Source organism: Pseudomonas sp. MS646, from assembly GCF_036693845.1.
Taxonomy (GTDB): Bacteria; Pseudomonadota; Gammaproteobacteria; order Pseudomonadales; family Pseudomonadaceae; genus Aquipseudomonas; species Aquipseudomonas chlororaphis_E.
Genome location: NZ_CP144763.1, coordinates 5798693 through 5819368 on the forward strand (window position 1 = coordinate 5798693; position 20676 = coordinate 5819368).

A 20676-nucleotide genomic window follows, 5' to 3' on the forward strand; every position below is an offset into this window, starting at 1 on the left:
CTCGCCACGGGTGGCAGTGTTCGAACAGGCCCCGCGCCTTTGCTTGCCGCTAACCCCAGCGGTCTTTAGACTTACGCCTCATTTCAACGAGAGCAGGGTCGATGCCAGCTGCCTTTCCCGCCGATTCCGTTGGTCTGGTGACGCCGCAAGTGGCGCATTTCAGCGAGCCCCTGGCCCTGGCCTGCGGACGCTCGTTGCCGGCCTATGACCTGATTTACGAAACCTACGGCACCCTCAATGCCACGGCCAGCAATGCCGTGCTGATCTGCCACGCCTTGTCGGGCCACCACCACGCCGCCGGCTATCACAGCGTCGACGACCGCAAGCCGGGCTGGTGGGACAGTTGCATCGGCCCGGGCAAGCCCATCGACACCAACCGGTTCTTCGTGGTCAGCCTGAACAACCTCGGTGGCTGCAACGGCTCCACCGGCCCCAGCAGCCTCAACCCGGACACCGGCAAGCCGTTCGGCGCCGATTTCCCGGTGCTCACCGTGGAAGACTGGGTGCACAGCCAGGCACGCCTGGCCGACCGCCTCGGCATCGACCAGTGGGCGGCGGTGATCGGCGGCAGCCTGGGCGGCATGCAGGCGCTGCAATGGACCATCACCTACCCGGACCGCGTGCGCCATTGCCTGGCAATCGCCTCGGCCCCCAAGCTGTCGGCGCAGAACATCGCCTTCAACGAAGTGGCGCGCCAGGCCATCCTCACCGACCCGGAGTTCCATGGCGGCTCGTTCCAGGAACACGGCGTGATCCCCAAGCGCGGGCTGATGCTGGCGCGCATGGTCGGGCACATCACCTACCTGTCCGACGACTCCATGGGCGAGAAATTCGGCCGCGGCCTCAAGAGCGAAAAGCTCAACTACGACTTCCACAGCGTCGAGTTCCAGGTGGAAAGCTACCTGCGTTATCAGGGCGAGGAGTTCTCCGGGCGCTTCGACGCCAACACCTACCTGCTGATGACCAAGGCCCTGGACTACTTCGATCCGGCGGCGAGCTGCGACGATGACCTGGCGAAAACCTTCGCCGGCGCCACCGCCAAGTTCTGCGTGATGTCGTTCACCACCGACTGGCGTTTCTCCCCGGCACGCTCCCGGGAGTTGGTGGATGCGCTGATGGCCGCGCGCAAGGATGTCTGCTACCTGGAAATCGACGCGCCCCAGGGCCACGACGCCTTTCTGATCCCGATCCCGCGCTACCTGCAGGCGTTCGGTAACTACATGAACCGTATAACGCTGTGAGGACGCCATGAGAGCCGATCTGGAAATCATCCAGGAATGGATCCCCGCCGGCAGCCGCGTGCTCGACCTGGGCTGCGGCGACGGCGAACTGCTGACCTGGCTGCGGGACCACAAGCAGGTCAGCGGCTACGGCCTGGAAAACGACCCGGACAACATCGCCGAATGCGTCGCCAAGGGCATCAACGTCATCGAGCAGGACCTGGACAAGGGCCTGGGCAACTTTGCCAGCAACAGCTTCGACATCGTGGTCATGACCCAGGCCCTGCAAGCGGTGCATTACCCGGACAAGATCCTCGACGAAATGCTGCGGGTCGGGCGCCAGTGCATCATCACCTTTCCCAATTTCGGGCACTGGCGTTGCCGCTGGTACCTGGCGAGCAAGGGCCGCATGCCGGTGTCGGAGTTCCTGCCCTACACGTGGTACAACACGCCGAACATCCACTTCTGCACCTTCGCCGATTTCGAAGCACTGTGCCGCGAACGGGAAGCCAAGGTCATCGATCGCCTGGCCGTGGACCAGCAGCACCGACACGGGTGGGCCAGCAAGCTATGGCCTAATCTGTTAGGTGAGATCGGCATTTATCGGGTCAGCAGCCCAGGCCTGCCCGATTACCAGGTCGCGGTGTGAACCCCGGCCCTGACAGGAGCACGACATGAAACGTCTCGCATTGTTTCTCATCACCGCCTGCCTCTGTGCAGGCGCCATGGCCGCCGACGTCATCAAGGCCGAGCGCAAGGAAGTGTTCGGTGACGTCACCGTGCACTACAACACCTTCAACTCCACGTTCCTCACGCCGGACATCGCCAAGGCCACCGAGCTGGTGCGCAGCAAGAACCAGGGCGTGATCAACGTATCGGTGATCAAGGACGGCAAGCCCTTGATGGCCCAGGTCAGCGGCACGATCAAGGACCTGACCAGCAAGGCGGTCCCGCTGACGTTCCGCCAGGTCATCGAGCAAGGCGCGATCTACTACATCGCCCAGTACCCGGTGGAGCAGCAGGAAAACCGCACCTTCGAAATCAAGGTGCAGACCGGCGACAAGATCAACACCCTCAACTTCAACCAGGAACTGTTCCCCGGCGAATGATGAACCTCTCCCAACTCGTACTCGCCAGCCACAACGCCGGCAAACTCAAGGAACTCCAGGCCATGCTCGGCGGGTCGGTGCAATTGCGCTCGATCGGTGAGTTCAGCCAGGTGGAGCCTGAAGAAACCGGCCTGTCGTTCGTCGAGAACGCCATCCTCAAGGCCCGCAATGCCGCGCGCCTCTCGGGGCTGCCGGCGCTGGCCGACGACTCCGGGCTGGCAGTGGACTTCCTGGGCGGTGCGCCGGGCATCTATTCGGCCCGTTACGCCGACGGCAAGGGCGATGCAGCGAACAATGCCAAGCTGCTTGAGGCCCTCAAGGATGTGCCGCAAGCCGAGCGCGGCGCGCAGTTCGTTTGCGTCCTGGCGCTGGTGCGGCACGCCGACGACCCGCTGCCGATCCTCTGCGAAGGCCTGTGGCACGGGCGCATCCTCACCGAGGCCAGCGGCGAGCACGGTTTTGGCTATGACCCGCTGTTCTGGGTGCCGGAACGCAATTGCTCCAGCGCCGAACTCGGCCCGGTGGAGAAAAACCAACTGAGCCACCGCGCGCGCGCCATGGTCCTGCTGCGCCAGCGCCTGGGCCTGCAATGAACGATGACACCCCCGCGCCGCTGATCCATGGCGGCGCACAAACGCCTCGGGCGCCACTGCCGGTGCTGCCGCCCCTGGCGTTGTACATCCACATCCCGTGGTGCGTACGCAAATGCCCTTATTGTGATTTCAACTCTCACACCGCCAGCCCACAGCTGCCCGAAGAGGACTACGTCGATGCCCTGCTGGCCGACCTCGACCAGGACCTGCATGGCGTGCATGGCCGGGCACTGAGCTCGATCTTCTTCGGTGGCGGCACTCCCAGCCTGTTCAGCGCCCAGGCCCTGGGCCGGCTGCTCAAGGGCGTCGAGGCGCGCATACCGTTCGCCCCTGGCATCGAAATCACCCTGGAAGCCAACCCCGGCACGTTCGAGCAAGAGAAGTTCGTCGCTTACCGGGCGCTGGGCATCAATCGCCTGTCCATCGGTATCCAGAGCTTCCAGCAAGCCAAGCTCGAGGCCCTGGGGCGGATCCACAACGGTGACGAAGCCGTGCGCGCCGCCGGCATGGCCCGCCAGGCCGGGTTCGACAACTTCAACCTGGACCTGATGCACGGCCTGCCGGACCAGTCCCTGGACGATGCCCTGGGCGACCTGCGCCAGGCCATCGCCTTGAAGCCGACGCATCTGTCCTGGTACCAGTTGACGCTGGAGCCCAATACCGTCTTCTGGAACCAGCCGCCGACGCTGCCGGAAGACGACACGTTGTGGGACATCCAGGAAGCCGGCCAGACCCTGCTCGCCGAACACGGCTACGCCCAGTACGAAGTCTCGGCCTACGCCCAACCCGGCCGGGCGGCGCGGCATAACCTCAACTACTGGAGCTTTGGCGACTTCATTGGCATCGGTGCCGGTGCCCACGGCAAGCTCAGCCATCCGGACGGACGCATCGTGCGCACCTGGAAGACGCGCCTGCCCAAGGACTACCTCAACCCGGCCAAGCGCTTCCTGGCCGGCGAGAAGACCCTGGCCAACGAAGAGCTGCCGTTCGAGTTCCTGATGAACGCCCTGCGCCTGACCCAGGGCGTGGACGCCCGCTTGTACCCGGAGCGCACTGGCCTGCCCCTGCAAAGCCTGGCCGACGGCCGCCGCGAGGCCGAACAAAGCGGGTTGTTGCAGGTCGAACCGTCACGTCTGGCGGCCACCGAGCGCGGACAACTGTTTCTCAATGACTTGCTGCAGAAATTTCTGAGCTGATCAACACAAGGAAATCGAATGGATCTGGTACTCGACCTGCTGGCCACCGTGTCCCGCTGGAGCCGCAGCAACCTGTCGGAAATCTCCCTGGCGCTGGTCGGCTGCCTGCTGGTGCTGTTCGGTGCGGACATCAAGGCCTGGGTCGAGCAACGCCTGGGCAGCATCGCCGGCGCGTTGCGCGTCCCGTTGATCGCCCTGCTGTGCATGATCGGCAGCGGTGCCGCCCTGATCTACGCCACGCCATGGGTGGTGCGAGGGCTGAGCCAGTTCAACAACTACAGCCTGGCGCCGGTGCTGTTGGTGGTGCTGGTGTTGATCGGCGTGGTGGCGGATCGGCGCTGACCTTCGCACCGCCCCAAAACGACTGTGGGAGCGGGCTTGCTCGCGAATGCGGTGTATCAGTCGACATTAATGTGTCTGATACACCGCATTCGCGAGCAAGCCCGCTCCCACATTGAACTGCGTGTGGCTTAGGACTGCTTCTCGAACTTCAAATCCCAGACCCCATGCCCCAGCCGCTCGCCGCGGCGCTCGAACTTGGTGATCGGTCGTTCAGCCGGACGCGGGACGTATTGGCCGTCTTCGGCAAGATTGCGGTAGCCCGGCGCGACGTTCATCACTTCCAGCATGTATTCGGCGTAGGGTTCCCAGTCAGTGGCCATGTGCAGCACGCCACCGACTTTCAACTTGCTGCGCACCAACTCAGCGAACGAAGCCTGGACGATGCGGCGCTTGTGGTGACGGCTCTTGTGCCAAGGGTCCGGGAAGAACAGCATCAGCCGGTCGAGGCTGTTGTCGGCCACGCAGCGGTTGAGCACCTCGATGGCATCGCAATCGTAGACCCGCAGGTTGGTCAGCCCCTGGGTCAGCACGCCGTTGAGCAGCGCACCGACACCGGGCCGGTGCACTTCCACACCGATGAAATCCTGTTCCGGCGCCGCGGCGGCCATCTCCAACAGCGAGTGGCCCATGCCGAAACCGATTTCCAGCGAGCGCGGGGCCGAGCGGCCGAACACCTGGTCGAAGTCCACCGGCGCGTCGGCCAGCGGCAGGACGAACAGAGGGGCGCCCTGCTCCAGGCCACGCTGCTGGCCTTCGGTCATGCGCCCGGCACGCATCACGAAACTCTTGATGCGGCGGTGTTGGCGCTCTTCGCCTTCGTCCGGCTGGACAGGCGTGTCGTTCGATTCAGTCATCAATGGCTCTTACTTGATCAGACCATCCAGCGGCGAGGAGGCGCTGGCGTAAAGTTTTTTCGGCATGCGGCCGGCGAGGTACGCCAGGCGCCCGGCCACGATGGCGTGCTTCATGGCTTCGGCCATCAGGATCGGCTGCTGGGCGTGGGCGATGGCGGAGTTCATCAGCACCGCTTCGCAACCCAGTTCCATGGCGATGGTGGCGTCGGAAGCGGTGCCGACGCCGGCATCTACCAGCACCGGGATCTTCGCTTCCTCGAGGATGATCTGCAGGTTGTACGGGTTGCAGATCCCCAGGCCCGTGCCGATCAGCCCGGCCAGCGGCATCACCGCGATGCAGCCGATTTCCGCCAACTGACGGGCGATGATCGGGTCATCGCTGGTGTACACCATCACGTCGAAGCCTTCCTTGACCAGCGTTTCAGCGGCCTTGAGGGTTTCGATCACGTTGGGGAACAGGGTTTTCTGGTCGGCCAGCACTTCCAGTTTCACCAGGTTATGGCCATCGAGCAGCTCACGGGCCAGGCGGCAGGTGCGCACGGCTTCGATGGCGTCAAAGCAACCGGCCGTGTTCGGCAGGATGGTGTAGCGATCCGGCGGCAGGATATCCAGCAGGTTCGGTTCGCCCGGGTTCTGGCCGATGTTGGTCCGGCGCACGGCGACGGTGACGATTTCGGCGCCCGAGGCCTCGATAGCCAGGCGGGTCTCTTCCATGTCGCGGTACTTGCCGGTGCCTACCAGCAAGCGCGACTGGTAGGTACGACCGGCCAGGACGAAGGGCTTGTCGCTACGAACGATGCTCATGGGAAATCCTCTGTTGGGGTGAGGTTCTTGCGAAAGACTGCGAAACCGGCGCGACTAGCCGCCACCAATGGCGTGCACGACTTCAACCTGGTCACCCTCGTTGAGGGTGGTGTCGGCGTGCTGACTGCGCGGGACGATATCCAGGTTGAGCTCCACCGCCACACGGCGCCCGGTGAGTTCCAGGCGGGTCAGCAGGGCCGCGACGGTTTCACCGTCGGGCAGGTCAAGGGGTTCGCCGTTCAACTGAATGCGCATGCCGGATGCCGCCATCATTTTTAGGGGCAGGCATTCTAGCCCGATCAGTCTGGGGGACCCAAGTCCCTTGGTCAGCTACATCGGCAAGCGTTACGCCGCAAGCTGCAGGCGCCAGGCCGCGATCCCCAGGCAAAGCCAGCCGATCAAGAACGCCACGCCGCCGAACGGGGTGATGATGCCGAGCTTGCCTATGCCCGTGAGGGTCAGCAGGTAAAGGCTGCCGGAGAACAGCAGGATGCCGATCACGAATGAAATCCCGGCCCAGGTGACGATTCGACCAGGGATGTGCGTGGCCAGCAGCGCAACCCCCAGCAAGGCTAGGGTGTGCACCAGTTGGTAGGTGACGCCGGTATGGAAAATCGCCAGGTAATCGGCGCTCAGGCGGTTTTTCAGGCCGTGGGCGGCAAAGGCTCCGAGTGCCACGCCGGTGAAACCGAAAAAAGCAGCCAGCATCAGAAAGCTACGCAGCATGAGAACTCCAATCAGACGCGGTGGACAGGGTCTGTATAATGGCCCGCTCGACCGGTTCGGCCAAGCCATCCCTATGCTGCGTTCATTATTTCGACGATTCCTCCAAGCCCTGCTCTGGTTCGCCGTCGGCAGCGTTGTCCTGGTGCTGCTGTTTCGCGTCGTGCCGCCGCCGTTCACGGCGCTGATGATCGAGCGCAAAGTCGAGTCCTGGTTCAACGGCGAGCCCATCGACCTGCAACGCACCTGGCAACCCTGGGATCAGATCTCCGACAACCTCAAGCTCGCCGTGATGGCCGGCGAAGATCAGAAATTCCCCGAGCACTGGGGGTTTGACATCGGCGCAATCCAGGCCGCGTTCGCCCACAACGAACGGGGCGGTTCGATTCGCGGCGCCAGCACCCTCAGCCAGCAAGTGTCCAAGAACCTGTTCCTGTGGTCCGGTCGCAGCTGGCTGCGTAAAGGCCTGGAAGCCTGGTTCACCGCACTGATCGAAGTGTTCTGGTCCAAGGAGCGGATCCTTGAGGTGTACCTCAACAGCGTCGAGTGGGACGACGGTGTGTTCGGGGCCGAAGCCGCGGCGCGCCATCATTTCCGTGTTGGCGCCAACGCCCTGTCCCGACAGCAGGCCAGCCTGCTGGCAGCGGTCTTGCCCAATCCACGTAAATGGAGCGCCGGCCGGCCAAGCCCTTATGTGCTACGGCGGGCTAGCTGGATTCGCCAGCAGATGAGCCAGTTGGGGGGCGATAGCTACCTGCTGGAGCTCGATCGTGCGCGGCGAGCGCCCTGGGCTCAGTAGCCCAGACACTGAGGACCCCTTGTGGGAGCGAGCTTGCTCGCGATAGCAGTTCAACAGCCAGCACTGACGTTGAATGCAATGGCCTCATCGCGAGCAAGCTCGCTCCCACAGGATCAGCAGTGAGCTCAAATTATCGAGCCCGAACGAAAACGCCCCGATCATCGCTGATCGGGGCGCTTTTTATTACCGCTGCGAAGATCAGGCCGCAATCGATACCTTGAGCTTGTTCATCGCGCTTTTCTCGAGCTGACGAATCCGCTCGGCCGACACGTTGTACTTCTGCGCCAGGTCGTGCAGCGTGGCTTTTTCCTCGGCCAGCCAACGCTGGTAGAGGATGTCGCGACTGCGCTCGTCCAGCACTTCCAGGGCTTCGTGCAGGTTGGTGTTGGAGTTGTCGCTCCAATCGGCGTCTTCCAACTGGCGCGCCGGGTCGTACCGGTGGTCTTCCAGGTAGTTGGCCGGCGATTGGAAAGCGCTGTCATCGTCCGCTTCGGCGGCCGGGTCGAAGGCCATGTCATGGCCGGTCAGGCGGCTTTCCATCTCACGGACTTCCCGAGGCTCGACGCCCAGGCTTTCCGCCACGCGGTGGACTTCTTCGTTGTTCAGCCAGGCCAGACGTTTCTTCTGGCTGCGCAGATTGAAGAACAGCTTGCGCTGGGCCTTGGTGGTCGCGACTTTCACGATGCGCCAGTTGCGCAGGATGAACTCGTGGATTTCCGCCTTGATCCAGTGCACCGCAAACGACACCAGGCGCACGCCCATTTCCGGGTTGAAACGCTTGACCGCCTTCATCAGGCCGACGTTGCCTTCCTGGATCAGGTCGGCCTGGGCCAGCCCGTAGCCGGAATAGCTGCGGGCGATATGTACGACAAAACGCAGGTGGGCGAGCACCATCTGCCGAGCCGCCTCAAGATCCTGCTCATAATAGAGACTCTCGGCCAGTTCACGCTCCTGCTCGGGTGTCAGCAATGGAATGCTGTTCACCGTGTGCACATACGCCTCCAGGTTCGCACCCGGGACCAAGGCATAAGCAGGTTGCAAAGAAGTGGTCATACGAAAAAACCTCCGACTCACATAACTCGTGCAGTTCAGCACTGCGAAAATTGACCGGGAACCGTAGGACAAGTTCCCACAAAAACCGAAAGGTCAATACGCGCAAATTCACTATTTTGGTGCAAGCTCACGCAAGTGGCGTGCTACCGCAATCCATGCACCGATATAACCCAACAGTACGGCGCCAAGCAAGAGCGACAGACCGTCGGCGACTGGCACGCCGGCCAGTGCGAAGTCACTGCCGTACAAACCGGCCAGCCCCACCACCGCATCGTTCAGCCAATCCAGGCCGAACGCCAATACACCCCAGGACAGGATCCCGGCACCAAAGCCATAGAGCGCGCCCATATAGAGGAAGGGCCTGCGCACATAACTGTCCGTGCCGCCGACGAGTTTAATCACTTCTATCTCGGTGCGGCGGTTTTCAATATGAAGACGAATGGTATTGCCTATCACCAAAAGTAATGCAGAAACCAGCAGCACCGTCAGGCCGAAGACGAAACGATCGCCCAGCTTGAGGATCGCCGCCAGACGCTCGACCCAGACTAGATCAAGCTGCGCCTGTTGTACCTTCGGCAATTCGGAAAGTGTTTGTCTCAATGCTTCAAGGGTCGGCTTGTCGACCTCCTTCGGCGTCACCAGCACCACGCCCGGCAATGGGTTCTGCGGCAATTCCTTGAGGGCTTCGCCCAGGCCGGACTGCTGCTGGAACTCCTCCAGTGCCTGTTCGCGGCTGATGTACTCGGCGTCGGCCACCCCCGGCATGGCCTGGATCTGCTCACGCAGCGCCTGGCCTTCGCCCGGCGTCGCTTCCAGTTGCAGGTACAGGGAGATCTGCGCCGCACGCTGCCAGGAGCCGCCGAGGCGCTCCACATTGTTCAGCAGTAATGACAGCCCCATCGGCAAGCTCAAGGCGACGGCCATCACCATGCAGGTAAAGAAGCTGCCGATGGGCTGCTTGCCCAGGCGGCGCAGGCTGTCCAGCAGGCTGGCCCGGTGGCTTTCGATCCAGGCACGCAGCAGCGTCGGGAAATCCGGGCCGTCGTCATCGTCGCGTTTCTTTTTTTGCGGCTGCGGGTCGGAGGCCTTTGGCGCCACGCGCTCGGCCACTTTCGGGCTACGGGTTGCGCTCATACACCGGCCTCCCCGTCACCGATCAGACGGCCACGTTGCAAGGTGAGCATGCGGTGACGCATGCGTGCGATCAGGGCCAGGTCGTGACTGGCGATCAGCACGCTGGTGCCCAGGCGATTGATGTCTTCGAACACGCCCATGATTTCCGCCGCCAGGCGCGGGTCGAGGTTACCGGTGGGCTCGTCCGCCAGCAGCAAGGCCGGGCGATGGACGATGGCGCGGGCGATGCCGACGCGCTGTTGCTGGCCGGTGGACAGGTCGCCCGGATACAGGTCGGTCTTGTCCGACAGGGCCACGCGTTCGAGGGCCGAGTCCACGCGCTTGTTGATCTCGGCCTTGGACAGCCCGAGGATCTGCAACGGCAGCGCCACGTTGTTGAACACGGTGCGATCGAACAGCAACTGGTGATTCTGGAACACCACGCCGATCTGCCGCCGCAGGTAGGGAATCTGGGCATTGCTGATGGTGCTCAGGTCCTGGCCGGCCAGCAACAGCTTGCCAGTGGTGGGCCGCTCCATCGCCAGCAGCAGGCGCAGCAGGGTGCTCTTACCGGCACCGGAATGGCCGGTAACAAACAGAAACTCGCCGCGACGCACCCGAAAGCTCAGCTCATGCAAGCCGACATGCCCGTTCGGATAGCGTTTACCGACCTGTTCGAAACGAATCATGAATGCTCCCGCTCGGCAAACAGCGCCTGGACAAAGGGCTCGGCTTCAAAAGTGCGCAGATCATCGATGCCTTCACCCACGCCAATGTAGCGAATGGGCAGGCCGAACTGCTTGGCCAGGGCAAAGATCACCCCACCCTTGGCGGTGCCATCGAGCTTGGTCAGGGCCAGCCCGGTCAGTTCGACGGTCTGGTTGAATTGCTTGGCCTGGCTGATGGCGTTCTGGCCGGTACCGGCGTCGAGCACCAGCAGCACTTCGTGAGGCGCCTCGGCGTCGAGTTTGCCGATGACCCGGCGAACCTTCTTGAGCTCCTCCATCAGGTTGTCCTTGGTGTGCAGGCGACCGGCCGTGTCGGCGATCAGCACATCGATGCCACGGGCCTTGGCGGCCTGCACGGCGTCAAAGATCACCGAAGCGGAGTCGGCGCCGGTGTGCTGGGCGATCACCGCGATCTTGTTGCGCTCGCCCCACACTTGCAGTTGCTCCACCGCGGCGGCGCGGAAGGTGTCGCCCGCGGCCAGCATGACTTTCTTGCCCTCCAGTTGCAGCTTCTTCGCCAGCTTGCCGATGGTGGTGGTCTTGCCGGCGCCGTTGACGCCCACCACCAGGATCACATACGGCTTGTTCTGGGAAGCAATCACCAGCGGTTGCTCCACCGGCTTGAGCAGGTTGGTCAGCTCGCCCTGCAAGGATTTGTACAGCGCGTCGGCATCGGTCAACTGCTTGCGCGCGACTTTCTGGGTCAGGCTCTTGATGATCACCGAGGTCGCCTCCACGCCGACGTCGGCGGTCAGCAGGCGGGTCTCGATGTCTTCCAGCAGTTCGTCATCGATGACCTTCTTGCCCAGGAACAGGCTGGCCATGCCTTCGCCGATGCTGGCGCTGGTTTTCGACAGGCCTTGCTTGAGGCGGGCAAAGAAGCCGACCTTGGCCTCTTCGTTTGTACGTGCCGGCTGCGCCGGGGCCTCGGGCTCGACGGGCGCAGGCGCAACGGCGGGCACGGCTGGCGTGGCGACAGGTGTGGGTATGAGCGTGGCGGCCACCGCCGGCAGGTCGGCAACCGGCTGCACCACGGGTGCGACAACAGGCTGGGCAACAGCCGGGATCGGCGGGGTGACCTGCGAGGCCTGCGCGTCATCCACCAGCGCCACCGGCTCTTCCGCCACGGGCAGGGTCAGCCAGGGCGTTTGCCCGGCAGGCGCGGCCAGTGGCTGTTCGACCACAGGCTCGGGCGTGGGCTCGGGTTCGGATTCGGCCGGTTGCAGCACCGGCTCGGCAATCGGCAGGACGATGGGCGCGGCTTCCTCGGCCACCGGCTCGGCGGGTTCAAGCGGTGCTTGCGGCTGTTCGACGACGGTTTCCTGCGGCTTCTTGCGCAGCCATCCGAACAGGCCTTTCTTCTCGCCAGCCGCGGCTGGGGTCTTCTTGTCGTCGTTGGAACCAAACATGGAGGACGGCTATCTCACGGTAGCGAAGCGCCACAAGGGCGCCTCGGTGATAAATATTCGATGCTGAACAGACTGCGTTTCACCCAGCTTGTTCACGGGCAACAGATTGTCGAAATGTCCCGGGGACACCTCATGGCTGATTTTTTCAAAGGACTGGTACGGCATCATCGGCGAAAACGCCGGGATCGACGCGCTAACCCGGCGTTTCTGCGCAGAACCCAAACAGCCTCGGGCCGATAAAAGGCCCGATAGGCGTGGCCGCCAGTAAAACGGACCGTTATCCTAGCACCCTCTCGCCCGCCGACGCTAAGACCTAGCGGGCAGCCCAACAGGTTTAAACACGAATGAATGCTCTTGCCCGCCGCGTTGCAGGCCTGCTGTTCAGCACAGTTTGTCTGCCCCTTTCAGCCCTGGCTGCCGATCCACAACCCACCCACGAATTTACCCTCGATAACGGCCTGAAGGTCGTGGTGCGAGAAGACCATCGTGCGCCGGTGGTGGTCTCCCAGGTCTGGTACAAGGTCGGCTCCAGCTACGAGACACCGGGCCAGACCGGTTTGTCCCACGCCTTGGAACACATGATGTTCAAGGGCAGCGAAAAAGTCGGTCCTGGCGAGGCCTCGCTGATCCTGCGGGACCTGGGCGCCGAAGAGAACGCCTTCACCAGCGATGACTTCACCGCCTATTACCAGGTGCTGGCCCGTGACCGCCTGGGCGTGGCCTTCGAACTGGAAGCCGACCGCATGGCCAGCCTGCGCCTGCCGCCGGAAGAGTTCAGCCGCGAGATCGAGGTCATCAAGGAAGAGCGCCGCATGCGCACTGACGACAAGCCCATGTCCAAGGCCTATGAACGCTTCAAGGCCATGGCCTACCCGGCCAGCGGCTACCACACGCCGACCATCGGCTGGATGGCCGACCTCGACCGCATGACCGTCGAGGAACTGCGCCACTGGTACGAATCCTGGTACACCCCGAACAATGCGACCCTCGTGGTGGTCGGCGACGTAACGCCAGACGAGGTCAAGGCCCTGGCCCAACGCTACTTCGGCCCGATTGCCCGGCGCGCCGTGCCATCGGCGAAGATCCCCCTGGAACTGGCCGAACCCGGCGAGCGCCAGATCACCCTGCACGTGCAGACCCAACTGCCCAGCGTGATGCTGGCCTTCAACGTCCCCAGCATCGCCACCGCGACGGACAAGCGCTCGATCAACGCCTTGCGGTTGATCTCGGCGCTGCTGGACGGCGGCTACAGCGGGCGGATCCCGACCCAACTGGAGCGCGGTGAGGAACTGGTCTCCGGTGGCTCGTCGAATTACGACGCCTACACCCGCGGTGACTCGCTGTTCACCCTGTCGGCGACCCCTAATACCCAGAAAGGCAAGACCATCGCCCAGGCCGAAGCCGGGCTGTGGCGCCTGCTCGAACAACTGAAGACCACCGCTCCGACGGCCGACGAACTGGAGCGCGTGCGCGCCCAGGTCATTGCCGGCCTGGTGTACGAGCGCGATTCGATCACCAGCCAGGCCACCGCCATCGGCCAGCTGGAAACCGTCGGCCTGTCCTGGAAGCTGATGGACACCGAACTCGCCGAACTGCAAAGCGTGACCCCGCAAGATATCCAGAAGGCAGCCCAGCTGTATTTCACCCGCGCACGCCTGAGCGTTGCGCATGTCCTGCCCGAGGAGAAAGCCCATGAGTGAGCGCACATCATCGCGTCGGCTGTTGATCGGCCTGGTGTTCGTCGCCCTGGCCGGCGCACTGGCGTTCTATCTGTTGCCCGCCACGGGCGTCACCGCGAGCCAGGCCCTGGATAACGCCAAGTCCGGCAACAAGCTGCAATCGTTGGCCGAGCTGGACGGCAAGGCGCCCAGTCATCGCCAGCTCGACGTACAAACCTGGAAAACCGCCGAAGGCGCCAAGGTGCTGTTCGTCGAAGCCCGGGAATTGCCCATGTTCGACCTGCGCCTGACCTTCGCCGCCGGCAGCAGCCAGGACGGCGACGCACCCGGCCTCGCGATGCTGACCAATGCCATGCTCAATGAAGGCGTGGCCGGCAAGGACGTCGGCGCCATTGCCGAAGGCTTCGAAAGCCTCGGCGCGGACTTCGGCAACGGGGCCTACCGGGACATGGCCGTGGCATCCCTGCGCAGCCTCAGCGCCGTGGACAAGCGTGAACCGGCGCTGAAACTGTTCGCCGATGTGGTCGGCAAGCCGACCTTCCCCGCCGACTCCTTCAGCCGTATCAAGAACCAGATGCTCGCCGGGTTCGAGTATCAGAAGCAGAACCCCGGCAAACTGGCGGGCCTGGAGCTGATGAAGCGCCTGTACGGCGATCATCCCTACGGCCACTCCAGCGATGGCACCGCACAGAGCATTCCACCGATCACCCTGGCCCAGTTGCGGGCTTTCCATGCCAAGGCCTACGCCGCCGGCAACGCGGTGATCGCGTTGGTGGGCGACCTGTCCCGTACTGAAGCCGAGGCGATGGCCAACCAGGTGTCCGCTGCGTTGCCCAAGGGGCCGGCCCTGGCCAAGACGCCTGCGCCGGTCGAGCCGAAGGCCAGCGTCAGCCACATCGAATTCCCGTCCAAGCAGACCAACCTGATGCTCGCGCAGTTGGGCATCGATCGTGACGACCCGGACTTCGCCGCCGTGTCCCTGGGCAACCAGATCCTCGGTGGCGGCGGTTTCGGCACGCGCCTGATGACAGAAGTTCGGGAAAAACGCGGCCTGACCTATGGCGTGTATTCCGGCTTCACGCCGATGCAGGCCCGCGGTCCATTCATGATCAACCTGCAGACCCGCGCCGAAATGAGCGAAGGCACCTTGAAACTGGTGCAGGACGTATTCGCCGATTACCTGAAGAACGGCCCGACCCAGAAAGAACTCGACGACGCCAAGCGTGAAATGGCCGGCAGCTTCCCGCTGTCCACGGCCAGCAACGCCGACATCGTCGGCCAGCTCGGGGCCATGGGTTTCTATGACCTGCCGCTGAGCTACCTGGAAGACTTCATGCGCCAGTCCCAGGCGTTGACCGTCGAGCAGGTCCGCACCGCGCTGGAAAAACACCTGAGCACGGACAAGATGGTCATCGTCACCGCCGGCCCGACCGTGCCGCAAAAGCCGCTACCGGCCCCCACTGACAAACCTGCCGAGCAACCGCTCGGGGTTCCGGAGCACTAATGGCCCGCCCATCGAATTCCAAGAAACCCGCCCACAACGGCGTGAACCAGCTACGCATCATCGGCGGCGAATGGCGCAGCCGGCGCTTGAGTTTCCCCGACGCGCCCGGCCTGCGCCCAACGCCGGACCGTGTGCGGGAAACCCTGTTCAACTGGCTGGCACCGTACGTCGCCGGAGCACGGGTACTCGACCCGTTCGCCGGCAGCGGCGCGTTGTTCCTCGAAGCGCTGTCCCGTGGCGCCGCCATGGGCCAGGCCCTGGACGCCAGCAGCCTGGCGGTCTCCCAATTGAAAGAGCACCTGGGCACCCTGCGTTGCACCGTCGGCCAGGTGCAGACCGCCGATGCGCTGCGCTACCTGGACAGCCAGCCGGCGACGGCCTTCGACCTGGTCTTCCTCGACCCACCGTTCAACCAGAACCTGCTGCCGACAGTGTGCGCCCTGCTCGAGGAACGTCAGTGGCTGGCCGAGGATGCCTGGGTCTACACTGAAAGCGAGACCGCTCCGTCGACCCTGGGCTTGCCGGGCAATTGGCGTTTGCATCGCGAGCAGAAATCCGGGCGGGTGTACTACGCGTTATGGCAACGAATGGCGCAAGCCGTTGAATGAACGGCTGGCCGGTGCATCGAGAACAATAATAATGGCCGCTGCATCTGAACGATTCACCCCCGCCCGGGGCCTGGGCAACCCGCACTTGCAGACCTTGTGGGGGCCGCTGTGGCGCAAGACCACCGTCATCGAGCGCCAACGCGAGCGCCTGTGGCTGGAAGACGGTGACTTCCTCGACCTCGATTGGCATGGCCCCCACAACGCCGAGACGCCGCTGGTGTTGGTGCTGCACGGGCTGACGGGCTCCTCCAATTCGCCCTACGTGGCCGGCCTGCAACATGCCCTTGATCGCCAGGGTTGGGCCAGCGTTGCGCTGAACTGGCGCGGCTGCTCGGGGGAACCCAACCTGTTGGCCCGCAGCTATCACTCCGGCGTCAGCGAAGACCTGGCCGCCACCATCGCCCACTTGCGCGAGCGACGGCCGTTGGCGCCGCTGTTCGCGGTGGGTTATTCGCTGGGCGGCAACGTGTTGCTCAAGCACCTGGGCGAAACCGGCAGCCATAGCCAGTTGCAGGGTGCCGTGGCGGTCTCGGTGCCGTTTCGCCTCGACCAGTGCGCCGATCGCATCGGGCAGGGTTTCTCCCGCTTCTACCAGGCCCACTTCATGCGCCAACTGGTGGCATACGTGCGCAACAAGCAGCGGCAGTTCCAGCACGACGGACGCCACGAAGGGCTGGCGACCCTGGCAGCGCTTGGCCCGCTGGAAAACATGCGCACGTTCTGGGACTTCGACGGCCGGGTGACCGCGCCGCTGCACGGTTTCTCGGACGCGGCGGACTATTACCGTCGCGCCTCCAGCCGCTATTTCATGGGCGAGATCAACACGCCGACCCTGCTGATCCAGGCGGCCGACGATCCTTTCGTCTTTCCCCACAGCCTGCCTGAACCTGGCGAACTGTCGGCGTCGACCCACTTGGAGCTGCATGCCCAGGGCGGGCACGTGGGGTTTGTCGACGGCACCATGCGCCACCCCGGTTACTACCTGGAGCGACGCATTCCCCAGTGGCTGGCCAGCCTGGGCCGCGGATAAGGTCCTGCACAAAGCGCCTGTGGGATGCACAAACCGCCTGTGGGAGCGAGCTTGCTCGCGAAAGCGGTGTACCAGACACACAAACGTTGACTGACACTCCGCTTTCGCGAGCAAGCTCGCTCCCACAAGGCTCAATGACAGTGTTGAGTGTTACTCGCCGACGGCAACGGCCCTGTGTGGATCGGTGATCCACTCACTCCACGAGCCGGCGTACAACTGCCCCAACGGGTATCCCGCCAGGCACAAGGCAAACAGGTTATGGCAGGCGGTCACGCCGGAGCCGCAATAGGCCACCAACCCCGCTGGTGAACGCTCGCCCAGTTTTTCGGCGAAACGCTGCTTGAGCTGGGCGGGCGGTAAAAAGCGACCGTCGCTGCCCAGGTTGTCGGTGAACGCGGCGCACTGTGCGCCCGGAATATGCCCGGCCACCGGGTCGATCGGTTCGACTTCACCCTTGAAACGCGGCAGCGCACGGGCATCCAGCAACGTCATGTCCGGCTGGCCGAGGCGCTGCTGCAAGGTTTGCGCGGTCAGCACCAGGGCGGGGTCCGGTGCGCCGTCGAAGGTGCCGCGGCGCGTCTGTGGCGGGTCGAGGCTCAACGGCAAGCCGGCCGCATGCCAGGCCTTGAGTCCGCCGTCGAGCAGGTACACGCCCTCACGCTTGCCCAGCCAGGCCAGCAACCACCAGGCCCGCGCGGCATACGCGCCCGGACCGTCGTCGTAGAGCACGACGTCGCTGTCGTTATCGATCCCCCAGGCCCTCAAGCGCTCCACCAGGGCCTCGGGTGACGGCAGCGGATGGCGACCGGTCACGCCCTTGGTCACCGGCCCGCTCAGGTCTCGCTCAAGGTCCGCGAACGTCGCACCGGCGATATGGCCCTCGGCATAGCTGCGTTGGCCGTAATCCGGGTCTTCCAGGGCAAAGCGGCAATCAAGGATGACCAGCCCGGGCAGCGCTCGCCGCTGATCGAGGGCCTGGGGACTGATGAGTTGCGCAATCGACATGGTGAGCTCCTGTGGGAAATCGAGGGTCCGTTCCTACTGCCCTTCCTCCAGGGTCTGGGCCAGGGGGACATAAAACTCTTTGAACAAGGCATCCACCGCGTCGCGGGCCTGATCGGTCACGAAACCGGCTTCCAGCACCAGGACCTGATACACCCCGCGCTTGATGGCCTGTTCACTCAAGTGGCTGAAGTTTTCCCGCGTGGTGCACAGGAACCGCACCCACGACGTGAGGATGATCCAGGCATTGAGGGTCAGGGATTCGATCTGCACCCGGTCCATCTTCAAGATGCCCGCCTCGACGAAGCCTTCGTAGATGGCCGTGCCATGGATCAGGCTGCGCTGGGAAAAACGCCGATAGCGCGCCGCGAGGTCCGGGTCGCTGTCGAGCAGGTGCTCCAGGTCACGGTGCAAGAAGCGGTAGCGCCACATGGCGGCCAGCAGTTCCTGCAAATAGAAGCGCTTGTCCTCCACGGTCGCCGCGCGGCCCTGGGGCGGACGCAGGAAACTGTCCACCAGGTTCTCGTACTCACTGAACAGCACGGCGATGATCGCCTGCTTGTTGGGGAAGTGGTAATAGAGATTGCCTGGCGACATGTCCATATGAGCGGCAATGTGGTTGGTGCTGACGCTGCGCTCGCCCTGCTGGTTGAACAGCTCCAGGCTGTTTTGCACGATGCGCTCGCTGGTTTTGATTCGTGGGGCCATGGTTTGGGCTTTAATTCTACGAAGGCATTGAGGGACATCTTACGACCTATTGGTCACCGGAAAAAACCCAAAGCCGCTTGTGGAGGCCATTGACTTTCTAGAGTATAAGCTCTAAAAAACACCCATTCTAATAACATCCGGTGCTCGACCATGCCTGCCGACGTTGCCTACCTGCATGAATCCCAACAGCAATTGGACGCGTTGCGGTCGCTCTTCGATGCCCAGCGCAAGGCCTACGCTGCCCACCCTATGCCGCCGGCCGAACAGCGCCGGCAATGGCTCAAGGCGCTGGGCGAGATCTTGAGCAACGAGCGCCAGGCCTTGATCGACGCCATCAGCCAGGACTTCAGCCACCGCAGCGCCGACGAAACACTGCTGGCCGAGCTGATGCCCAGCCTGCACGGCATCCATTACGCCAGCCGCCACCTCGCGGGCTGGATGAAGCCATCCCGGCGCAAGGTGGGCATGGCGTTCCAACCGGCATCGGCCAAGGTCATTTATCAACCGCTGGGCGTGGTCGGGGTCATCGTGCCCTGGAACTACCCGCTGTTCCTGGCCATCGGCCCGCTGGTGGGGGCATTGGCCGCAGGCAATCGGGTGATGCTCAAGCTCAGCGAAGCAACCCCCGCGACCGGCCTGCTGCTCAAGCAACTGCTGGCCCGAATCTTTCCCCAGGACCTGGTCTGCGTGGTGCTTGGCGAAGCGGAGGTCGGCGTGGCGTTCTCCAGGCTGCCCTTCGATCACTTGTTGTTCACCGGCGCCACCAGCGTCGGCCGGCATGTCATGCGGGCTGCCGCCGAGAACCTGACTCCGGTGACCCTCGAACTGGGTGGAAAATCGCCGGCCATCGTTTCCGCCGACGTCCCCCTGCGCGATGCCGCCGAACGCATTGCCTTTGGCAAGTCCCTGAACGCCGGGCAGACCTGCGTCGCACCGGACTACGTGCTGGTGCCGCAGAACCGCGTCGGCGAATTCGTCGAAGCCTATCGCGAAGCGGTGCGCAGGTTTTATCCGACGTTGGCGGACAATCCGGACTACACGGCGATCATCAATGAACGACACCTGGCCCGGCTCAACGGCTACATCGGTGACGCCACCAGCAAGGGCGCACTGCTGATCGAGCTGTTCGACCAGGGCCAGGGGCGCCGCATGCCCCACAGCCTGCTGCTCAACGTCCACGATGACATGACCGTCATGCAGGACGAAATCTTCGGCCCGCTGTTGCCCATCGTGCCGTACGAGCACCTGGACCAGGCCTTTGCCTACATCAACCAACGCCCACGCCCGCTGGCGCTCTACTACTTCGGCTACAACAAGGCCGAGCAGCAGCGTGTCCTGCACGAAACCCACTCCGGTGGCGTTTGTCTGAACGACACGCTGCTGCACGTCGCCCAGGACGACCTGCCCTTTGGCGGCGTCGGTCCTTCGGGCATGGGGCATTACCACGGGCACGAGGGCTTCCTGACCTTCAGCAAGGCCAAGGGCGTGCTGACCAAGCAGCGTTTCAACGCCGCGAAGTTGATCTATCCGCCCTACGGCAAGCCGCTGCAGACGTTGATCCAGAAGCTGTTCGTTCGCTAACAGGCCTGCCCCCGGTAACGATAAACATGAACCCTAGCCTCATCGATGCACCCGCGCTGTCGCGGCGCGGCCTGCTGAAGTTCAGCCTCGGTGCCAGCGCTTTCCTGGCCACGGTCGGATTGGGCGCCAGCCTCAGCGGTTGTTCGTCAAGCCTGCCGGCCCACGGTTTCGCCGCGTTGCGTGACAGCGACCTGCCGTTCTTGCGTGCCATCATTGCGGTGATGCTGGACGGCGCAGTGGCGGTTGAAGGGATCCGCGCCGCCACCGACGCCACCCTGCGCAACCTGGACACCGAGCTGGCGTACCTGTCCCCGGCCATGCTCAAGCTCACGCGCCAACTGTTCGACGTGCTCACCCTGGGCGTCACCCGCGGGCCGCTGGCGGGCATCTGGGGGGAGTGGGAAAACGCCAGCGCTGATGACATCCGCCAGTTTCTCAACCGCTGGGAAAACAGCTCCCTGGACCTGCTGCGGAAAGGCCACAACGCGTTGCTGCAAATGGTGATGATGGCCTGGTACAGCCGGGCCGAGGCCTGGGCGCACTGTGGGTACCCGGGACCGCCCAAGATTTGAGTCATCAAAATCCTGTGGGAGCGGGCTTGCTCGCGAAAGCGGTGTGTCA

At 63.7% G+C, this 20676-nt stretch carries 23 protein-coding genes; 13 read left to right on the top strand and 10 right to left on the bottom strand.

Going from position 1 to position 20676, the window contains the following annotated elements:
* Positions 1-101 precede the first annotated feature (101 nt).
* The 6 genes from V3H56_RS25670 to V3H56_RS25695 are packed head-to-tail and all read left to right on the top strand — an operon-like array spanning position 102 to position 4460.
* Positions 102-1241: a homoserine O-acetyltransferase gene (locus V3H56_RS25670; protein ID WP_042731260.1), complete on the top strand. Its 1140-nt coding sequence runs from the start codon at positions 102-104 to the stop codon at positions 1239-1241.
* A gap of 7 nt (positions 1242-1248) precedes the next feature.
* Entirely contained in the window at positions 1249-1869 is a 621-nt protein-coding gene (gene metW, locus V3H56_RS25675; protein WP_042731259.1) for a methionine biosynthesis protein MetW, read from the top strand.
* A gap of 25 nt (positions 1870-1894) precedes the next feature.
* Entirely contained in the window at positions 1895-2329 is a 435-nt protein-coding gene (locus V3H56_RS25680; RefSeq protein WP_042731258.1) for a DUF4426 domain-containing protein, read from the top strand.
* Positions 2326-2922, top strand: coding sequence for an RdgB/HAM1 family non-canonical purine NTP pyrophosphatase (gene rdgB / locus V3H56_RS25685; RefSeq protein WP_042731257.1), 597 nt, complete (start codon positions 2326-2328; stop codon positions 2920-2922). Before V3H56_RS25680 ends, rdgB begins: the two co-directional genes overlap by 4 nt.
* Positions 2919-4118, top strand: a complete 1200-nt coding sequence (hemW, locus tag V3H56_RS25690) for a radical SAM family heme chaperone HemW (protein ID WP_338474003.1) — start codon at positions 2919-2921, stop codon at positions 4116-4118. The genes rdgB and hemW overlap by 4 nt, the downstream gene beginning before the upstream one ends.
* A gap of 18 nt (positions 4119-4136) precedes the next feature.
* Positions 4137-4460, top strand: a complete 324-nt coding sequence (locus V3H56_RS25695; protein WP_024778900.1) for a DUF3392 domain-containing protein — start codon at positions 4137-4139, stop codon at positions 4458-4460.
* A gap of 128 nt (positions 4461-4588) precedes the next feature.
* Here V3H56_RS25695 and trmB read toward each other — a convergent pair whose 3' ends face one another.
* The 4 genes from trmB to V3H56_RS25715 all read right to left on the bottom strand — a co-directional run bounded on the left by trmB (position 4589) and on the right by V3H56_RS25715 (position 6844).
* Positions 4589-5314, bottom strand: coding sequence for a tRNA (guanosine(46)-N7)-methyltransferase TrmB (trmB, locus tag V3H56_RS25700; protein WP_042731255.1), 726 nt, complete (start codon positions 5312-5314; stop codon positions 4589-4591).
* A gap of 9 nt (positions 5315-5323) precedes the next feature.
* The gene (locus V3H56_RS25705; RefSeq protein ID WP_003177480.1) at positions 5324-6118 is read right to left on the bottom strand and encodes a thiazole synthase; all 795 of its coding nucleotides are present in this window, start codon (positions 6116-6118) and stop codon (positions 5324-5326) included.
* A gap of 54 nt (positions 6119-6172) precedes the next feature.
* On the bottom strand, positions 6173-6373 hold the full coding sequence (thiS, locus tag V3H56_RS25710; RefSeq protein WP_042731253.1) for a sulfur carrier protein ThiS: 201 nt from the start codon (positions 6371-6373) through the stop codon (positions 6173-6175).
* Between the two features lie 90 nt (positions 6374-6463).
* Positions 6464-6844, bottom strand: a complete 381-nt coding sequence (locus tag V3H56_RS25715; RefSeq protein WP_042731252.1) for a DUF423 domain-containing protein — start codon at positions 6842-6844, stop codon at positions 6464-6466.
* Positions 6845-6917: 73 nt separating this feature from the next.
* Here V3H56_RS25715 and mtgA point away from each other — a divergent pair, with 73 nt between their 5' ends.
* Entirely contained in the window at positions 6918-7640 is a 723-nt protein-coding gene (gene mtgA / locus V3H56_RS25720; protein WP_042731251.1) for a monofunctional biosynthetic peptidoglycan transglycosylase, read from the top strand.
* Between the two features lie 198 nt (positions 7641-7838).
* Here mtgA and rpoH read toward each other — a convergent pair whose 3' ends face one another.
* The 4 genes from rpoH to ftsY all read right to left on the bottom strand — a co-directional run bounded on the left by rpoH (position 7839) and on the right by ftsY (position 11943).
* Positions 7839-8693 carry an RNA polymerase sigma factor RpoH gene (rpoH, locus tag V3H56_RS25725; RefSeq protein WP_003177476.1) on the bottom strand — a complete coding sequence of 285 codons (855 nt, stop codon included), beginning with the start codon at positions 8691-8693 and terminating at the stop codon, positions 7839-7841.
* A 111-nt stretch (positions 8694-8804) separates the two neighbouring features.
* Entirely contained in the window at positions 8805-9827 is a 1023-nt protein-coding gene (gene ftsX / locus V3H56_RS25730; protein ID WP_042731250.1) for a permease-like cell division protein FtsX, read from the bottom strand.
* Positions 9824-10495 carry a cell division ATP-binding protein FtsE gene (ftsE, locus tag V3H56_RS25735; RefSeq protein WP_024778908.1) on the bottom strand — a complete coding sequence of 224 codons (672 nt, stop codon included), beginning with the start codon at positions 10493-10495 and terminating at the stop codon, positions 9824-9826. The genes ftsX and ftsE overlap by 4 nt, the downstream gene beginning before the upstream one ends.
* Positions 10492-11943 carry a signal recognition particle-docking protein FtsY gene (ftsY, locus tag V3H56_RS25740; RefSeq protein ID WP_047735851.1) on the bottom strand — a complete coding sequence of 484 codons (1452 nt, stop codon included), beginning with the start codon at positions 11941-11943 and terminating at the stop codon, positions 10492-10494. The genes ftsE and ftsY overlap by 4 nt, the downstream gene beginning before the upstream one ends.
* Before the next feature lie 344 nt (positions 11944-12287).
* On the opposite strand from ftsY, the gene V3H56_RS25745 reads away from it, so the two are divergent.
* Genes V3H56_RS25745 through V3H56_RS25760 form a run of 4 tightly spaced genes read left to right on the top strand, consistent with a single transcriptional unit; the run spans position 12288 to position 16764 of the window.
* On the top strand, positions 12288-13643 hold the full coding sequence (locus tag V3H56_RS25745) for a pitrilysin family protein (protein WP_042731124.1): 1356 nt from the start codon (positions 12288-12290) through the stop codon (positions 13641-13643).
* On the top strand, positions 13636-15126 hold the full coding sequence (locus tag V3H56_RS25750; protein ID WP_338474004.1) for a pitrilysin family protein: 1491 nt from the start codon (positions 13636-13638) through the stop codon (positions 15124-15126). Before V3H56_RS25745 ends, V3H56_RS25750 begins: the two co-directional genes overlap by 8 nt.
* A complete protein-coding gene (gene rsmD, locus V3H56_RS25755; RefSeq protein ID WP_042731126.1) occupies positions 15126-15734 on the top strand; it encodes a 16S rRNA (guanine(966)-N(2))-methyltransferase RsmD in 609 nt (202 codons plus the stop codon). The genes V3H56_RS25750 and rsmD overlap by 1 nt, the downstream gene beginning before the upstream one ends.
* Positions 15735-15765: 31 nt before the next feature.
* On the top strand, positions 15766-16764 hold the full coding sequence (locus V3H56_RS25760) for a hydrolase (RefSeq protein ID WP_338474005.1): 999 nt from the start codon (positions 15766-15768) through the stop codon (positions 16762-16764).
* Between the two features lie 150 nt (positions 16765-16914).
* Here the strand turns inward: V3H56_RS25760 and V3H56_RS25765 are convergent, their stop codons facing one another.
* On the bottom strand, positions 16915-17769 hold the full coding sequence (locus V3H56_RS25765; protein WP_338474006.1) for a sulfurtransferase: 855 nt from the start codon (positions 17767-17769) through the stop codon (positions 16915-16917).
* A gap of 33 nt (positions 17770-17802) precedes the next feature.
* Positions 17803-18474 (bottom strand): TetR/AcrR family transcriptional regulator, encoded by a 672-nt coding sequence (locus tag V3H56_RS25770; protein WP_042731129.1) that lies wholly within the window; start codon positions 18472-18474, stop codon positions 17803-17805.
* 150 nt (positions 18475-18624) lie between these two features.
* On the opposite strand from V3H56_RS25770, the gene V3H56_RS25775 reads away from it, so the two are divergent.
* Positions 18625-20055, top strand: coding sequence for a coniferyl aldehyde dehydrogenase (locus V3H56_RS25775; RefSeq protein WP_338474007.1), 1431 nt, complete (start codon positions 18625-18627; stop codon positions 20053-20055).
* Between the two features lie 26 nt (positions 20056-20081).
* The gene (locus tag V3H56_RS25780) at positions 20082-20627 is read left to right on the top strand and encodes a twin-arginine translocation pathway signal protein (RefSeq protein WP_338474008.1); all 546 of its coding nucleotides are present in this window, start codon (positions 20082-20084) and stop codon (positions 20625-20627) included.
* The last annotated feature ends 49 nt before the right edge of the window (positions 20628-20676 follow it).

Bases quoted from the DNA above. Each gene is read 5' to 3' on its own strand.
- V3H56_RS25670 (WP_042731260.1), top strand. From the start codon at position 102: ATGCCAGCTGCCTTTCCCGCCGATTCCGTTGGTCTGGTGACGCCGCAA.
- metW (WP_042731259.1), top strand. From the start codon at position 1,249: ATGAGAGCCGATCTGGAAATCATCCAGGAATGGATCCCCGCCGGCAGC.
- V3H56_RS25680 (WP_042731258.1), top strand. From the start codon at position 1,895: ATGAAACGTCTCGCATTGTTTCTCATCACCGCCTGCCTCTGTGCAGGC.
- rdgB (WP_042731257.1), top strand. From the start codon at position 2,326: ATGATGAACCTCTCCCAACTCGTACTCGCCAGCCACAACGCCGGCAAA.
- hemW (WP_338474003.1), top strand. From the start codon at position 2,919: ATGAACGATGACACCCCCGCGCCGCTGATCCATGGCGGCGCACAAACG.
- V3H56_RS25695 (WP_024778900.1), top strand. From the start codon at position 4,137: ATGGATCTGGTACTCGACCTGCTGGCCACCGTGTCCCGCTGGAGCCGC.
- trmB (WP_042731255.1), bottom strand. From the start codon at position 5,314: ATGACTGAATCGAACGACACGCCTGTCCAGCCGGACGAAGGCGAAGAG.
- V3H56_RS25705 (WP_003177480.1), bottom strand. From the start codon at position 6,118: ATGAGCATCGTTCGTAGCGACAAGCCCTTCGTCCTGGCCGGTCGTACC.
- thiS (WP_042731253.1), bottom strand. From the start codon at position 6,373: ATGCGCATTCAGTTGAACGGCGAACCCCTTGACCTGCCCGACGGTGAA.
- V3H56_RS25715 (WP_042731252.1), bottom strand. From the start codon at position 6,844: ATGCTGCGTAGCTTTCTGATGCTGGCTGCTTTTTTCGGTTTCACCGGC.
- mtgA (WP_042731251.1), top strand. From the start codon at position 6,918: ATGCTGCGTTCATTATTTCGACGATTCCTCCAAGCCCTGCTCTGGTTC.
- rpoH (WP_003177476.1), bottom strand. From the start codon at position 8,693: ATGACCACTTCTTTGCAACCTGCTTATGCCTTGGTCCCGGGTGCGAAC.
- ftsX (WP_042731250.1), bottom strand. From the start codon at position 9,827: ATGAGCGCAACCCGTAGCCCGAAAGTGGCCGAGCGCGTGGCGCCAAAG.
- ftsE (WP_024778908.1), bottom strand. From the start codon at position 10,495: ATGATTCGTTTCGAACAGGTCGGTAAACGCTATCCGAACGGGCATGTC.
- ftsY (WP_047735851.1), bottom strand. From the start codon at position 11,943: ATGTTTGGTTCCAACGACGACAAGAAGACCCCAGCCGCGGCTGGCGAG.
- V3H56_RS25745 (WP_042731124.1), top strand. From the start codon at position 12,288: ATGAATGCTCTTGCCCGCCGCGTTGCAGGCCTGCTGTTCAGCACAGTT.
- V3H56_RS25750 (WP_338474004.1), top strand. From the start codon at position 13,636: ATGAGTGAGCGCACATCATCGCGTCGGCTGTTGATCGGCCTGGTGTTC.
- rsmD (WP_042731126.1), top strand. From the start codon at position 15,126: ATGGCCCGCCCATCGAATTCCAAGAAACCCGCCCACAACGGCGTGAAC.
- V3H56_RS25760 (WP_338474005.1), top strand. From the start codon at position 15,766: ATGGCCGCTGCATCTGAACGATTCACCCCCGCCCGGGGCCTGGGCAAC.
- V3H56_RS25765 (WP_338474006.1), bottom strand. From the start codon at position 17,769: ATGTCGATTGCGCAACTCATCAGTCCCCAGGCCCTCGATCAGCGGCGA.
- V3H56_RS25770 (WP_042731129.1), bottom strand. From the start codon at position 18,474: ATGGCCCCACGAATCAAAACCAGCGAGCGCATCGTGCAAAACAGCCTG.
- V3H56_RS25775 (WP_338474007.1), top strand. From the start codon at position 18,625: ATGCCTGCCGACGTTGCCTACCTGCATGAATCCCAACAGCAATTGGAC.
- V3H56_RS25780 (WP_338474008.1), top strand. From the start codon at position 20,082: ATGAACCCTAGCCTCATCGATGCACCCGCGCTGTCGCGGCGCGGCCTG.